The organism is Citrobacter sp. LST-B2, from assembly GCF_057983045.1.
In genome coordinates this window covers 2,362,439-2,375,368 of sequence record NZ_CP192598.1, presented here as the reverse complement: position 1 = coordinate 2,375,368, position 12,930 = coordinate 2,362,439, and the positions used below count along the sequence as shown (strand labels likewise).

Below are 12,930 nucleotides of genomic sequence, written 5' to 3'. Positions count from 1 at the left end.
TTTTCACAGGACGATTCGACCACAATCACATTATTATACGCGGCAAGCAGAAAAATACAGGACGCTCCATGGCAAAACCAATCATCACGCTGAACGGTCTTAAGATCGTCATTATGCTGGGAATGCTGGTGATCATTCTTACCGGTATCCGCTTTGCGGCGGATATTATTGTGCCATTTATTCTGGCGTTATTTATTGCCGTCGTCCTCAGCCCGCTGGTACAGCGGATGGTGAAACTGCGCGTTCCGCGCGTGCTGGCGATATCCTTGCTGGTGATCATCATCGTCATGGTGATGGTGTTACTGCTGGCTTACCTCGGAACGTCCCTCAACGAACTGGCGCGCACCCTGCCCCAGTATCGTTCCTCACTGGTCATTCCGCTGAAAAACCTCGAGCCCTGGCTGGTCCGCTTAGGCATCGGCGTCTCCGTGGATGAGATGGTGAAGTATATTGACCCCAACGCGGCGATGACCCTGATCACCAATTTGCTGGCGCAATTAACCAATGCCATGTCATCGATATTTTTACTCCTGCTGACAGTGGTCTTTATGCTGCTGGAAGTGCCGCAACTCCCCACTAAATTCCAGCAGATTATGGTCCGTCCGGTCGAGGGGATGGCCGCCATTCAGCGCGCCATTGATAGCGTATCGCACTATCTGGTGCTGAAAACGGCAATCAGTCTGGTCACCGGGCTGGTGGTCTGGGGCATGCTGTCGGCACTGGACGTTCGATTCGCCTTTATCTGGGGGCTGTTGGCCTTTGCACTCAACTACATCCCAAACATTGGTTCAGTGCTGGCGGCGATCCCGCCCATCATTCAGGTGTTGGCGTTTGGCGGCCTGTACGATGCGCTGGTGGTGCTGGCGGGCTATCTGATCATCAACCTGGTGTTCGGCAATATCCTTGAACCACGCATCATGGGACGCGGTCTGGGGCTCTCTACGCTGGTGGTGTTTCTGTCGTTGATCTTCTGGGGTTGGCTGCTGGGTCCGGTGGGGATGCTGCTTTCGGTACCGCTGACCATTATCGTCAAGATTGCGCTGGAACAATCCATTGGTGGGCAAAGTATTGCCATTCTGTTAGGCGATGCAAATAAAAAGTGACCGACGTAAAAACGGCCTCCGCAGAGGCCGTTTCAACAGAACAACGGATTACAACGCTTTCAGAATCGCATCCACGCTGGCTTTGGCATCGCCAAACAGCATATGGGTGTTCTCTTTGAAGAACAGCGGGTTCTGCACACCGGCGTAGCCGGTATTCATCGAACGTTTGAAGACAATTACGTTCTGCGCTTTCCACACTTCCAGCACCGGCATCCCAGCGATAGGACTGTTTGGATCGTCCTGCGCCGCCGGGTTCACGGTATCATTCGCGCCAATAACCAACACGGTGTCGGTATCGGCGAAATCATCGTTGATCTCGTCCATTTCCAGCACGATGTCGTAAGGCACTTTCGCTTCCGCCAACAGTACGTTCATGTGACCAGGCAGACGACCTGCCACCGGGTGGATGCCGAAACGTACCTTGATACCGCGCGCGCGCAGCTTCTCGGTAATTTCCGCGACCGGATACTGTGCCTGCGCCACCGCCATGCCGTAGCCCGGGGTGATGATCACCGTATGCGAGTTTTTCAGCATATCCGCAGTCTCTTCTGCGCTGATCTCACGGTGTTCGCCCACTTCTTCATCACCACTGGACGCCGTACCATCGGTACCAAAGCCCCCTGCAATCACGCTGATGAACGAGCGGTTCATCGCCTTACACATGATGTAAGACAGAATCGCACCGGAAGAACCCACCAGCGCACCGGTCACGATCAGCAGGTCGTTGCTCAGCATGAAGCCCGCCGCCGCTGCCGCCCAACCCGAATAGGAGTTCAGCATGGAGACCACGACCGGCATATCCGCCCCGCCAATGGACGCCACCAGGTGCCAGCCAAACGCCAGCGCAATAATGGTCATCACCAGCAGTGCCAGGACCTGCAAGCCAACGCTTTCGGTACGGACAAAAACCACCAGCAGCAGGAAAGAGACCACCAGCGCCGCGAGGTTCATTTTGTGACGGTTCGGCAGCATCAGCGGTTTAGAAGAGATCTTGCCGCGCAGCTTACCAAATGCCACCACTGAACCGGTAAAGGTCACCGCACCGATAAAGATGCCAAGGAACACTTCGGTTAGGTGAATATTAACCAGAATCGGCTCAAGGCCCGCTTCGTGATACAGATAGCTGTTGAAGCCGACCAGTACCGCAGCCAGGCCGACGAAGCTGTGCAGAATCGCCACCAGTTCCGGCATTTCGGTCATTTCAACTTTCTTCGCCAGACGAATACCAATCGCGCCGCCGATGATCATTGCCACCAGGATCCAGGCAACGTTGCCGGTGTCCGGGCCAAAAATCGTGGCAATCAGCGCAATCGCCATCCCGGCGATACCGAAGTTGTTACCCTGCTGAGACGTTTCATGTTTTGAAAGTCCCGCCAGACTGAAAATAAACAGGATCGCGGCAACAATGTATGCAGCTGTAACTAATCCTCCAGACATGTGTTACCCCTTAGTTTTTCCGGAACATTTTCAGCATGCGCTGAGTCACGGTGAAGCCACCGAAAATATTGATGCTGGCAATCAGGACCGCGATGAAGCTCAGGAAGCTAACCCAGCCCCCCTGGCCAATCTGCAATAGCGCGCCAACCACGATGATCCCCGAAATGGCGTTGGTCACGGACATCAGCGGCGTATGCAGAGCATGAGAGACGTTCCAGACCACGTAGTAGCCTACCACGCAAGACAGTGCGAACACCGTAAAGTGACCGAGGAACTCTTTCGGCGCGACGTCTGCCAGCCAGCCGAACAGAATGATCACCAGTGCCATCAGCGCGTATTTACGCCACGGCGATGCCGGTTTTTCCGGCTCTTTTGCAGCCGGTGCGGCTTTCGCAGCGGCCTGCGGTTGAGCAGATACCTGAATCGGCGGCGCCGGCCAGGTAATTTCGCCGTCACGCACGACCGTGACGCCACGCACGACGACGTCGTCGAAATCAACGGTGATATTGCCGTCTTTCTCTTTGCACAGCAGTTTAAGCAGGTTAACAAGGTTGGTGCCGTACAGCTGTGAAGACTGTGTCGGCAGACGCCCTGGCAAGTCGGTATAACCGATCACCTTAACGCCGTTGGCCGTGGTTGTGACCTGATTGGCGACGGTGTATTCGCAGTTCCCGCCGTTTTGCGCCGCCAGATCGACAATCACGCTGCCCGCTTTCATGGAATCAACCATTTCGCGGGTGATCAGTTTCGGTGCTGGTTTACCCGGAATCAGCGCGGTGGTGACAATAATGTCGACCTCTTTTGCCTGCGCAGCAAACAGCGCCATTTCCGCTTTGATAAACGCTTCAGACATCACTTTAGCGTAACCGTCACCGCTTCCCGCTTCCTCTTTGAAATCCAGTTCGAGGAATTCAGCGCCCATACTCTGGACCTGTTCTTTCACTTCCGGACGGGTGTCAAAGGCACGCACAATCGCGCCCAGGCTGTTCGCAGCGCCTATGGCGGCCAGACCAGCAACACCGGCCCCGATCACCATCACTTTGGCTGGAGGGACTTTACCCGCAGCGGTGATCTGCCCGGTAAAGAAGCGGCCAAACTCGTGTGCGGCTTCCACAATCGCCCGATAACCGGCAATGTTTGCCATCGAGCTTAATGCATCCAGCGACTGCGCACGTGAAATACGCGGTACAGAATCCATTGCCATCACCGTCACATTACGCTCGGCGAGCTTTTGCATTAACTCTGGATTCTGCGCAGGCCAGATAAAGCTGACCAGCGTGGTGCCCGGATTGAGTAACGGAATTTCTGCATCTTCCGGTGCGTTAACCTTCAGAATGATCTCTGATTGCCAGACAGCGCTGCTATCGACAATTTCCGCGCCCGCTTCTACAAAAGCTTTATCGTCAAAACTCGCCAGTCCACCCGCGCCGCTCTCAACCGCGACGGTGAAACCCAACTTCAGCAGTTGCTCAACCGTTTTCGGCGTCGCTGCTACGCGGGTTTCATTGGTAAACCGTTCTTTTGGTATGCCAATTCGCATAATGTTCCCTTCCATCGGTATTTTTGATGATGGTTTGTCAGTTAACGTGGAATTGCGCAGGCAATTTCACGCAGGAGGTATAGGTTACCCCGGAAAAATAAAACAGTAACAAACTCTCTATAACGTACTGAAAATAGCGCTTGTGATCTAGCGCCAAAAAACAGTATTTGTCGGGTTATCAGCAAAACAGGAACGATTCAGCCTTCTGACCGGGATAATGACCTTCAATTCGTGGTGAAAGGCCCATAAATCGCTCATACGATGCGGCAAAACATGATTAAGCGCCACGGCAGATCAACTAATTAACATTAAATTAACTTATAAAATTCAGTACGTTCATCAGTTTTTACTGTGAAATGACCATTTTTTCGACATATCATAATTTGTTATCGACCTTGTGACCTCATCTGCTGTGTCGATTGAAAAATCACGCAGACAGTCACCGGGTTTAAATGCAATAATCAGCCACGTTTCTAGTCAATAACAATACCAGTACCTGGTTTGCGCAAGGCGAAGGATTATTTTTATGAAGCTTAAGAACACACTCCTGGCGTCCGCACTTCTTTCTGCGACGGCTTTTTCCGTAAACGCAGCAACAGAATTGACGCCGGAGCAAGCGGCAGCACTGAAACCTTACGACCGTGTCACGGTCACAGGCCGTTTTAATGCGATTGGCGATGCGGTGAAGGCCGTTAACCGCCGCGCAGATAAAGAAGGCGCCGCCTCATTTTATGTTGTCGATACATCTGATTTTGGTAACAGCGGTAACTGGCGTGTTGTTGCAGACTTCTACAAAGCCGACGCCGAGAAAGCGGAAGCCAGCAAGAACCGCGTGATCAATGGCGTGGTTGAATTGCCAAAATCAGAAGCCGTCATGCTGGAACCGTATGATACCGTTACGGTACAGGGTTTCTACCGCAGCCAGCCGGAAGTGAATGATGCCATCACCAAAGCGGCAAAAGAAAAAGACGCTTACGCCTTCTACATCGTGCGTCAGATCGATGCGAACCAGGGCGGTAACCAGCGCATTACAGCTTTTATCTATAAAAAAGATGCGAAGAAACGCGTGGTGCAGAGCCCTGACGCGATCCCGGCGGATTCCGATGCCGGTCGCGCAGCGTTAGCTGCTGGTGGAGAAGCGGCGAAAAACGTCGAAATTCCTGGCGTTGCAACTACCGCGTCGCCGAGTTCTGAAGTTGGACGTTTCTTCGAAACGCAATCCACGAAAGGTGGGCGTTACACTGTCACTCTTCCGGATGGCACCAAAGTTGAAGAGCTGAACAAAGCCACGGCGGCCATGATGGTGCCGTTCGACAGCATCAAGTTCACCGGCAACTACAGCAGCATGACTGAAGTCTCTTACCAGGTTGCCAAGCGTGCAGCGAAGCAAGGGGCTAAGTATTACCACATTACCCGCCAGTGGCAGGAACGTGGTAACAACATGACCATCAGCGCCGATCTGTATAAATAAGGCTCTCCGGTCATAAAATAAGGCGGCTTTATGCCGCCTTTCGCTTTATCAGGCACAAATTTTCCTCTGATCATTGCATGCAGTCTCTTCTCTCCGTAAAATCCCGCGCCTTAGTGGCTTTCACCATTTTTATGCGCTTTGCCACAATAATTATTCTCCATCGATCGTTTGTACCACGGGATAACCATGGAAAAGAAACTGGGACTGAGCGCTCTCACCGCGCTGGTTTTAAGCTCAATGCTTGGCGCAGGTGTTTTCAGTCTGCCGCAGAATATGGCCGCTGTCGCCAGCCCGTCGGCGTTACTTATTGGCTGGGCGATTACCGGGGCCGGGATATTGCTGCTGGCGTTTGCCATGCTAATCCTGACCCGTATCCGTCCCGAACTGGATGGCGGCATCTTCACCTATGCCCGCGAAGGTTTCGGTGAGCTGATCGGGTTCTGCTCGGCCTGGGGCTACTGGCTGTGCGCGGTGATTGCCAACGTCTCCTATCTGGTCATTGTCTTCTCTGCTCTCAGTTTCTTCACCGATACGCCGGAGTGGCGTCTGTTTGGCGACGGCAATACCTGGCAGGCGATCGTCGGTGCGTCGATTCTGCTGTGGGTGGTGCATTTTCTGGTGCTGCGCGGCGTACAAACGGCGGCCAGCATCAACCTGGTGGCAACGCTGGCGAAATTGCTGCCGCTCGGTCTGTTTATCCTTCTGGCCTTTATGGCGTTTAAGCTTGAGGTTTTCAGCCTCGACTTTACCGGCCTCGCGCTGGGTGTCCCGGTCTGGGAACAGGTTAAGAACACGATGCTCATCACGCTGTGGGTATTCATCGGTGTGGAAGGCGCGGTCGTCGTCTCGGCGCGGGCGCGTAACAAACATGATGTCGGTCGCGCCACGCTGTTAGCGGTGCTCTCTGCGCTTGCCGTTTATCTGCTGGTCACTCTGCTCTCGCTTGGCGTAGTTGCCCGCCCGGAACTGGCGGAGATCCGTAACCCGTCAATGGCAGGTCTGATGGTCAAAATGATGGGGCCGTGGGGTGAGATTATCATTGCGGCGGGTCTGATTGTCTCCGTTTGTGGAGCCTATCTGAGCTGGACGATTATGGCGGCGGAAGTCCCGTTCCTTGCCTCAACGCATAAAGCCTTCCCGCGGATTTTCGCCCGTCAAAATGCGCAAGGCGCGCCATCGGCTTCACTGTGGCTCACCAACCTCTGCGTTCAGGTCTGTCTGGTGCTGATCTGGCTAACTGGTTCGGATTACAACACGCTGCTGACCATCGCCTCAGAGATGATTCTGGTCCCCTATTTCCTCGTCGGCGCCTTCCTGCTGAAAATCGCCACCCGTCCGCTTCATCAGGCGGTAGGTGTCGGTGCATGCATTTATGGCTTATGGTTATTGTATGCTTCCGGGCCGATGCACCTGCTGCTCTCCGTGGTGCTTTATGCTCCGGGTCTGCTGGTGTTCCTGTATGCTCGTAAGACGCATACGCATGATAACGTTTTGAACCGACAGGAAATGGTTCTGATTGGTCTGTTGCTGGTTGCCGCCGTACCGGCGACCTGGCTGCTGGTGGGGTAAACGCATCCCATCGTTTGACGCTAATAGCCTGATTCGCAGGCCCATAAGGAGTTTTTCGATGGGAACCCAACACCCTCTGCCCATTTTAGTGACCGGTGGTGGCCGCCGTATCGGCCTCGCTATTGCCTGGCACTTTATCAACCAGAAACAGCCGGTGATCGTCAGTTACCGGACGCATTATCCGGCGATTGACGGGCTGACCAAAGCGGGCGCCCTGTGCATTCAGGCTGATTTCTCCACCAATGAAGGCATTCTGGCCTTCGCCGATACGGTAAAAGAACGCGCCAGCGGTCTGCGCGCCATCGTCCACAATGCCAGCGCATGGATGGCAGAGAAGCCGGGAACACCGCTCTCTGATGTCCTGGCCTGTATGATGCAAATCCACGTCAATGCCCCCTATCTGCTTAACCATGCGCTCGAAGGCATGCTACGCGGGCATGGTCACGCCGCCGCTGACATCATTCACTTTACCGACTACGTTGTGGAGAAAGGCAGTGACAAGCATATCGCTTATGCCGCCAGTAAAGCGGCGCTGGATAATATGACCCGTTCATTTGCCCGCAAGCTCGCGCCAGAGGTGAAGGTCAACGCCATTGCCCCTTCGCTGATCCTGTTTAACGAGGGTGATGACGCCGAGTACCGCCAGCAGGCGCTAAACAAATCGCTGATGAAAACGGCTCCGGGGGAAAAGGAGGTGATCGATTTAATCGATTATCTGCTAACCAGTTGTTTTGTGACGGGTCGTAGCTTCGCCGTAGACGGTGGCCGTCATCTGCGTTAGTGCAGTTTGACCCAGCAAAAGATCAGCAGCCAGGCGCTCAGGCACCAGCAGATCACTGCCCCGCCCAGCGCCACTGGCAGCTTCAGAAAACCGGTGAAATACCACAGCGAAACGAGATAGACAAAATAGGGAATAATCGACCACATGCTGAAGACAATGGTCGTTCTTAGCGCGTCAATGCCCCGCTCGCTGGCCACGATATAATGGGCAATCAGCGCGAATGTCGGGAACAGCGGGATGAGTCCTGCGATGTAGTAATTCTTCGTTTTTGCCAGCAACCCAATCAACACCACCACCAGCGCACCCAGCGCGGCTTTAATCACGAGTCCCATTACCTTGCCTTTACACATCAATAACATCAGCAACCAGCATAACGGAAGCATCACCGTTTAGGAAAGATTAATGGAAGGTAACGCCCCGGCGGTGTATGTTGACGTTTTTGATCGGCAATCAAGACGATGAACACGATTGTATTTGTTGAAGACGATCCTGAGGTCGGCGCGCTCATTGCGGCCTATCTGGCTAAACATGATTTCGATGTGATTGTCGAGCCGCGTGGCGATCTGGCTGAAGCGCGGATCCTCCAGGTTCAGCCGGACCTGGTATTGCTGGATATTATGCTCCCCGGTAAAGACGGCATGACCCTCTGTCGTGACCTGCAAGGGCAATGGCAGGGCCCGATCGTCCTCCTCACTTCGCTGGACAGCGACATGAACCACATCCTGGCGCTGGAAATGGGCGCCTGCGATTACATTCTGAAGACCACGCCGCCAGCGGTCTTGCTGGCCCGTCTGCGGCTGCATCTGCGACAGAGCGATCAGTCAGGCCATAGCAAAGGGATTCAGCCTGCCGCCGTCACGCCGCATAAAACGCTGCGCTTTGGTTCCCTGACTATCGACCCCATCAACCGTGTCGTTTTGCTCAGTGGTGAACAGGTTATACTTTCCACCGCGGATTTCGAACTGCTATGGGAACTCGCCACGCACGCCGGTCAGATTATGGACCGCGATGCGCTGCTGAAAAATCTGCGCGGTGTAAGCTACGATGGCATGGATCGCAGCGTCGATGTCGCCATTTCGCGTCTGCGTAAGAAACTGCTCGATAATGCGGCTGAACCCTATCGTATTAAAACGGTACGCAATAAAGGCTATCTGTTTGCCCCGCACGCCTGGGATGATGTGCCATCACAGCATTCGGGGATGTAAATGAAGAAACTGTTCGTGCAGTTTTATCTCCTGCTGTTTGTCTGCTTTCTGGTGATGACCCTGCTGGTCGGGCTGGTGTATAAATTCACCGCAGAGCGGGCTGGCAGGCAGTCGCTCGATGACCTGATGAAAAGCTCGCTGTATCTGATGCGCAGCGAGCTACGCGAGATCCCGCCGCGCGACTGGGGTAAAACGCTCAAAGAGATGGACCTCAATCTCTCTTTTGACCTGCGCGTTGAGCCACTGACAAAATTCACGCTGGATGATCAGAGTATGCAGCGTCTGCGTGAAGGCGACATCATTGCACTCGACGATCAGTACACCTTCATTCAGCGCATTCCGCGCAGTCATTACGTGCTGGCCGTGGGTCCCGTACCCTATCTCTATTTTCTCCATCAGATGCGCCTGCTGGATATCGCGCTGATGGCGTTTATCGCCATCTCACTGGCTTTTCCGGTGTTTATCTGGATGCGTCCTCACTGGCAGGAAATGCTGCGACTGGAGGCCGCTGCCCAACGGTTCGGTAAAGGTCATCTCAGTGAACGACTGCATTTTGACAGCGGCTCCAGTTTTGAACGGCTGGGCATTGCTTTTAATCAGATGGCGGACAATATCAATGCGTTGATTGCCAGTAAAAAACAGCTGATCGACGGAATTGCCCATGAATTGCGCACCCCGCTGGTTCGCCTGCGCTACCGACTGGAGATGAGTGAAAATCTCACGGAACAAGAATCTCTGGCGCTCAATCGCGATATCGGACAGCTCGAAGCCTTAATTGAGGAGCTGTTAACCTACGCCCGCCTCGACAGGCCGCAGAATGAACTGCATCTTAGCGAGCCGGATCTCCCGGCCTGGCTCACAGCGCATATTGATGATGTGCAAAGCGTGAATCCTGATCGGACATTGCAGGTTCCGCATCTCGCCCGGGGCAACTACGGTGCGCTGGATATGCGACTGATGGAGCGCGTGCTGGATAATCTGCTGAACAACGCGCTGCGCTACTGCCAGTCCACGGTGCAGATAAGCCTGCAGCTCAGCGATCGTTTCGCCACGCTGACCGTCGACGATGACGGGCCGGGCATTGCCCCGGAAGCCAGGGAGACTGTTTTTGAGCCTTTTGTCCGTCTGGATCCGAGTCGGGACCGCGCCACCGGCGGGTGCGGTCTGGGTCTGGCGATTGTCTATTCCATCGCCCAGGCGATGGGTGGCACGGTGAGCTGCGGGGAAAGTGAACTGGGTGGTGCTCGCTTCAGCTTTTGTTGGCCGATCTGGCACACACTTCCGGAATTAACCGCTGGCTGACGCTATTCGCACGGTAGTCGCAGGCGAGATAACGTGCTATACATTGAGTATGTTGTAACTAATGAGGTGCGCAATGGCCCGTTACGATCTTGTCGACAGACTGAACACCACATTTCGCCAGATGGAGCAGACGCTTGCTGAACTAACGCAAGCGCTCGGAGAACATCATCTGATGATTGCCCGTGTCTTTTCGCTGCCGGAGGTGACCAAAGAGGCCGAGCACGCCCCGCTGGATACCATTGCGGTAAAGCAGCATCTGGGTAAGGAGGCCGAAGCGCTGGCGCTGGCGCACTATCGCCACTTGTTTATTCAGCAGCAGTCCGAAACCCGTAGCAGTAAAGCGGCGGTGCGTCTGCCGGGCGTGCTGTGCTATCAGGTGGGTAGTGCCAGCCAGGCGGCGCTGGAAAATCAGGTACAGCGCATCAATCAGTTGAAAACCACTTTTGAGCATATTGTCACCGTGGAGTCCGGTTTGCCGTCTGCGGCGCGCTTTGAATGGGTCCATCGCCATCTGCCGGGGCTGATTACGCTCAATGCCTATCGGACGCTGACGGTGATAAACGATCCGGCGACGTTGCGTTTTGGCTGGGCGAATAAACATATCATCAAGAATTTGCAACGCGATGAGGTACTGGCGCAACTGGAAAAGAGTCTGAATACGCCGCGCAGCGTACATCCCTGGACCCGCGAGGAGTGGCAGGCAAAACTGGAGCGTGAATATCAGGATATCGCCGCCCTGCCACAACAGGCAAAACTCAAAATTAAGCGTCCGGTCAAAGTCCAGCCCATCGCCAGGGTCTGGTACAAAGGCGAGCAAAAGCAGGTACAGCATGCCTGCCCGACGCCGCTTATCGCGTTGATCAATACGGAAAACAGCGCAGGTATGCCGGATATTGGCGAGCTACTGAACTACGATGCCGAAAACATACAGCATCGATTTAAACCGCAGGCGCAGCCGCTGCGTCTGATAATTCCGCGGCTGCACCTGTATGTGGCGGATTAACGACCTGGTTTCATACTGCCGACCATCTGCTCTGGCCGCACCCAGCTGTCAAACTCCACTTCGGTGAGATAGCCCAGCGCCAGAGCCGCAGCTTTCAGCGTCAGCCCCTCTTTATGTGCTTTCTTGGCGATTTCCGCCGCTTTGTCGTAGCCGATATGGGTATTCAACGCGGTGACAAGCATCAGTGATTCATTGAGCAACTGATTAATCCGCTCACGATTGGGTTCGATACCGACCGCACAATGCTCGTTGAAACTTTCCATACCGTCCGCCAGCAGACGCACCGATTGCAGGAAGTTGTGGATCACCATCGGACGGAAGACGTTCAGTTCGAAGTTACCTGATGCGCCGCCGATGTTAATCGCCACATCGTTCCCCATCACCTGACAACACAGCATCGTCAGCGCCTCACACTGGGTCGGGTTAACCTTGCCCGGCATGATCGAGCTGCCCGGTTCATTTTCCGGGATGGCGATTTCGCCAATGCCACAGCGTGGCCCCGACGCCAGCCAACGCACATCGTTGGCGATTTTCATTAGCGACGCCGCCAGCCCTTTCAGCGCGCCGTGAGCATGAACCAGCGCATCACAGGTCGCCAGCGCTTCGAACTTGTTCGGCGCGGTGACAAAGGGAGCCTGGGTGATGGCCGCCAGTTCATCGGCGACGCGACGGGCATATTCCGGATGCGTATTCAGCCCGGTGCCGACCGCTGTTCCGCCCAACGCCAGTTCCGCCACGTGCGGCAGACTGTTTTCAATGTGCCGCAGGTTATGTTCTAACATCGCCACCCAGCCAGAAATCTCCTGTCCCAGCGTCAGCGGCGTGGCGTCCTGGAGATGAGTACGGCCAATTTTGACAATATCGGCGAAAGCGTCTGATTTCTCGTTCAGCGTCTTCAACAACACCTGCAACTGCGGAATCAAATGATTGCGCAACGCCAGCAGCGCAGCCACATGCATTGCCGTCGGGAAGACGTCGTTCGAACTCTGGCTCTTGTTGACGTCATCATTTGGATGGACTTTGCGCTCCATGCCGCGAACGCCGCCCAACAACTCACTGGCCCGGTTTGCCAGCACTTCGTTCATATTCATGTTGCTTTGCGTACCCGACCCGGTCTGCCAGATAGCCAGAGGGAATTCCTCCGCGTGTTTATCTGCCAGCACCTCATCCGCGGCCTGCATAATGGCGGCAGCTTTGTCGGCGGCCAGCAACCCTAAATCGTCGTTAACCTTTGCCGCTGCGCGCTTGGTGAGCGCCAGCGCGTGGATCAGCGAGACGGGCATTTTCTCGGTGGAGATCCGAAAATGCTCAAGTGAACGTTGGGTTTGTGCCCCCCACAGTTTATCTGCCGGGACATCAATCGCGCCCATCGAATCTTTCTCGCTGCGTACCGTTACCATGACCTGCTCCTTAGATAATGAATTGATTAGGTTATGTTCGACATTGCCCACATGCTTGCGGTCTTATGAGTATCAACGATGACAGCACCACCGTTTGGTGGTTTGTGCGATAAAAAAAC

Annotated in this window: 11 protein-coding genes; 7 read left to right on the top strand and 4 right to left on the bottom strand. The window is 54.6% G+C overall.

Features of this window, described 5'->3' with window-relative positions; all coding sequences use genetic code 11:
• Nucleotides 1–68: 68 nt before the first annotated feature.
• Nucleotides 69–1,103, top strand: coding sequence for an AI-2E family transporter (locus tag ACQ0PY_RS11390; RefSeq protein ID WP_109740219.1), 1,035 nt, complete (start codon nucleotides 69–71; stop codon nucleotides 1,101–1,103).
• Between the two features lie 48 nt (nucleotides 1,104–1,151).
• Here the strand turns inward: ACQ0PY_RS11390 and pntB are convergent, their stop codons facing one another.
• Nucleotides 1,152–2,540: a Re/Si-specific NAD(P)(+) transhydrogenase subunit beta gene (gene pntB / locus ACQ0PY_RS11385; protein ID WP_043000766.1), complete on the bottom strand. Its 1,389-nt coding sequence runs from the start codon at nucleotides 2,538–2,540 to the stop codon at nucleotides 1,152–1,154.
• A 10-nt stretch (nucleotides 2,541–2,550) separates the two neighbouring features.
• Entirely contained in the window at nucleotides 2,551–4,080 is a 1,530-nt protein-coding gene (pntA, locus tag ACQ0PY_RS11380; RefSeq protein WP_044254616.1) for a Re/Si-specific NAD(P)(+) transhydrogenase subunit alpha, read from the bottom strand.
• A 526-nt stretch (nucleotides 4,081–4,606) separates the two neighbouring features.
• On the opposite strand from pntA, the gene ydgH reads away from it, so the two are divergent.
• The 3 genes from ydgH (at nucleotide 4,607) to folM (ending at nucleotide 7,901) form a co-directional block, all read left to right on the top strand.
• Nucleotides 4,607–5,551 carry a DUF1471 family protein YdgH gene (gene ydgH / locus ACQ0PY_RS11375; protein ID WP_043000768.1) on the top strand — a complete coding sequence of 315 codons (945 nt, stop codon included), beginning with the start codon at nucleotides 4,607–4,609 and terminating at the stop codon, nucleotides 5,549–5,551.
• A gap of 186 nt (nucleotides 5,552–5,737) precedes the next feature.
• The gene (locus ACQ0PY_RS11370) at nucleotides 5,738–7,120 is read left to right on the top strand and encodes an amino acid permease (RefSeq protein WP_044265337.1); all 1,383 of its coding nucleotides are present in this window, start codon (nucleotides 5,738–5,740) and stop codon (nucleotides 7,118–7,120) included.
• Between the two features lie 58 nt (nucleotides 7,121–7,178).
• On the top strand, nucleotides 7,179–7,901 hold the full coding sequence (gene folM, locus ACQ0PY_RS11365) for a dihydromonapterin reductase (RefSeq protein ID WP_054176678.1): 723 nt from the start codon (nucleotides 7,179–7,181) through the stop codon (nucleotides 7,899–7,901).
• Here folM and ACQ0PY_RS11360 read toward each other — a convergent pair.
• Nucleotides 7,898–8,233 carry a GlpM family protein gene (locus ACQ0PY_RS11360; protein WP_042319174.1) on the bottom strand — a complete coding sequence of 112 codons (336 nt, stop codon included), beginning with the start codon at nucleotides 8,231–8,233 and terminating at the stop codon, nucleotides 7,898–7,900. The two genes, folM and ACQ0PY_RS11360, sit on opposite strands and share 4 nt — an antisense overlap.
• A 126-nt stretch (nucleotides 8,234–8,359) precedes the next feature.
• Between ACQ0PY_RS11360 and rstA the strand changes: the two genes are divergently transcribed.
• From rstA to tus, 3 genes are all read left to right on the top strand, one after another.
• On the top strand, nucleotides 8,360–9,106 hold the full coding sequence (rstA, locus tag ACQ0PY_RS11355; RefSeq protein WP_109740218.1) for a two-component system response regulator RstA: 747 nt from the start codon (nucleotides 8,360–8,362) through the stop codon (nucleotides 9,104–9,106).
• Complete coding sequence (gene rstB / locus ACQ0PY_RS11350; protein ID WP_044254624.1) at nucleotides 9,107–10,408, top strand: two-component system sensor histidine kinase RstB; 1,302 nt, start codon at nucleotides 9,107–9,109, stop codon at nucleotides 10,406–10,408.
• Nucleotides 10,409–10,481: 73 nt separating this feature from the next.
• Nucleotides 10,482–11,411, top strand: coding sequence for a DNA replication terminus site-binding protein (gene tus / locus ACQ0PY_RS11345; protein WP_044265348.1), 930 nt, complete (start codon nucleotides 10,482–10,484; stop codon nucleotides 11,409–11,411).
• Here the strand turns inward: tus and fumC are convergent.
• Nucleotides 11,408–12,811 carry a class II fumarate hydratase gene (gene fumC, locus ACQ0PY_RS11340; RefSeq protein WP_043000774.1) on the bottom strand — a complete coding sequence of 468 codons (1,404 nt, stop codon included), beginning with the start codon at nucleotides 12,809–12,811 and terminating at the stop codon, nucleotides 11,408–11,410. The two genes, tus and fumC, sit on opposite strands and share 4 nt — an antisense overlap.
• Nucleotides 12,812–12,930 lie beyond the last annotated feature (119 nt).

Bases quoted from the DNA above. Each gene is read 5' to 3' on its own strand.
- ACQ0PY_RS11390 (WP_109740219.1), top strand. From the start codon at position 69: ATGGCAAAACCAATCATCACGCTGAACGGTCTTAAGATCGTCATTATG.
- pntB (WP_043000766.1), bottom strand. From the start codon at position 2,540: ATGTCTGGAGGATTAGTTACAGCTGCATACATTGTTGCCGCGATCCTG.
- pntA (WP_044254616.1), bottom strand. From the start codon at position 4,080: ATGCGAATTGGCATACCAAAAGAACGGTTTACCAATGAAACCCGCGTA.
- ydgH (WP_043000768.1), top strand. From the start codon at position 4,607: ATGAAGCTTAAGAACACACTCCTGGCGTCCGCACTTCTTTCTGCGACG.
- ACQ0PY_RS11370 (WP_044265337.1), top strand. From the start codon at position 5,738: ATGGAAAAGAAACTGGGACTGAGCGCTCTCACCGCGCTGGTTTTAAGC.
- folM (WP_054176678.1), top strand. From the start codon at position 7,179: ATGGGAACCCAACACCCTCTGCCCATTTTAGTGACCGGTGGTGGCCGC.
- ACQ0PY_RS11360 (WP_042319174.1), bottom strand. From the start codon at position 8,233: ATGGGACTCGTGATTAAAGCCGCGCTGGGTGCGCTGGTGGTGGTGTTG.
- rstA (WP_109740218.1), top strand. From the start codon at position 8,360: ATGAACACGATTGTATTTGTTGAAGACGATCCTGAGGTCGGCGCGCTC.
- rstB (WP_044254624.1), top strand. From the start codon at position 9,107: ATGAAGAAACTGTTCGTGCAGTTTTATCTCCTGCTGTTTGTCTGCTTT.
- tus (WP_044265348.1), top strand. From the start codon at position 10,482: ATGGCCCGTTACGATCTTGTCGACAGACTGAACACCACATTTCGCCAG.
- fumC (WP_043000774.1), bottom strand. From the start codon at position 12,811: ATGGTAACGGTACGCAGCGAGAAAGATTCGATGGGCGCGATTGATGTC.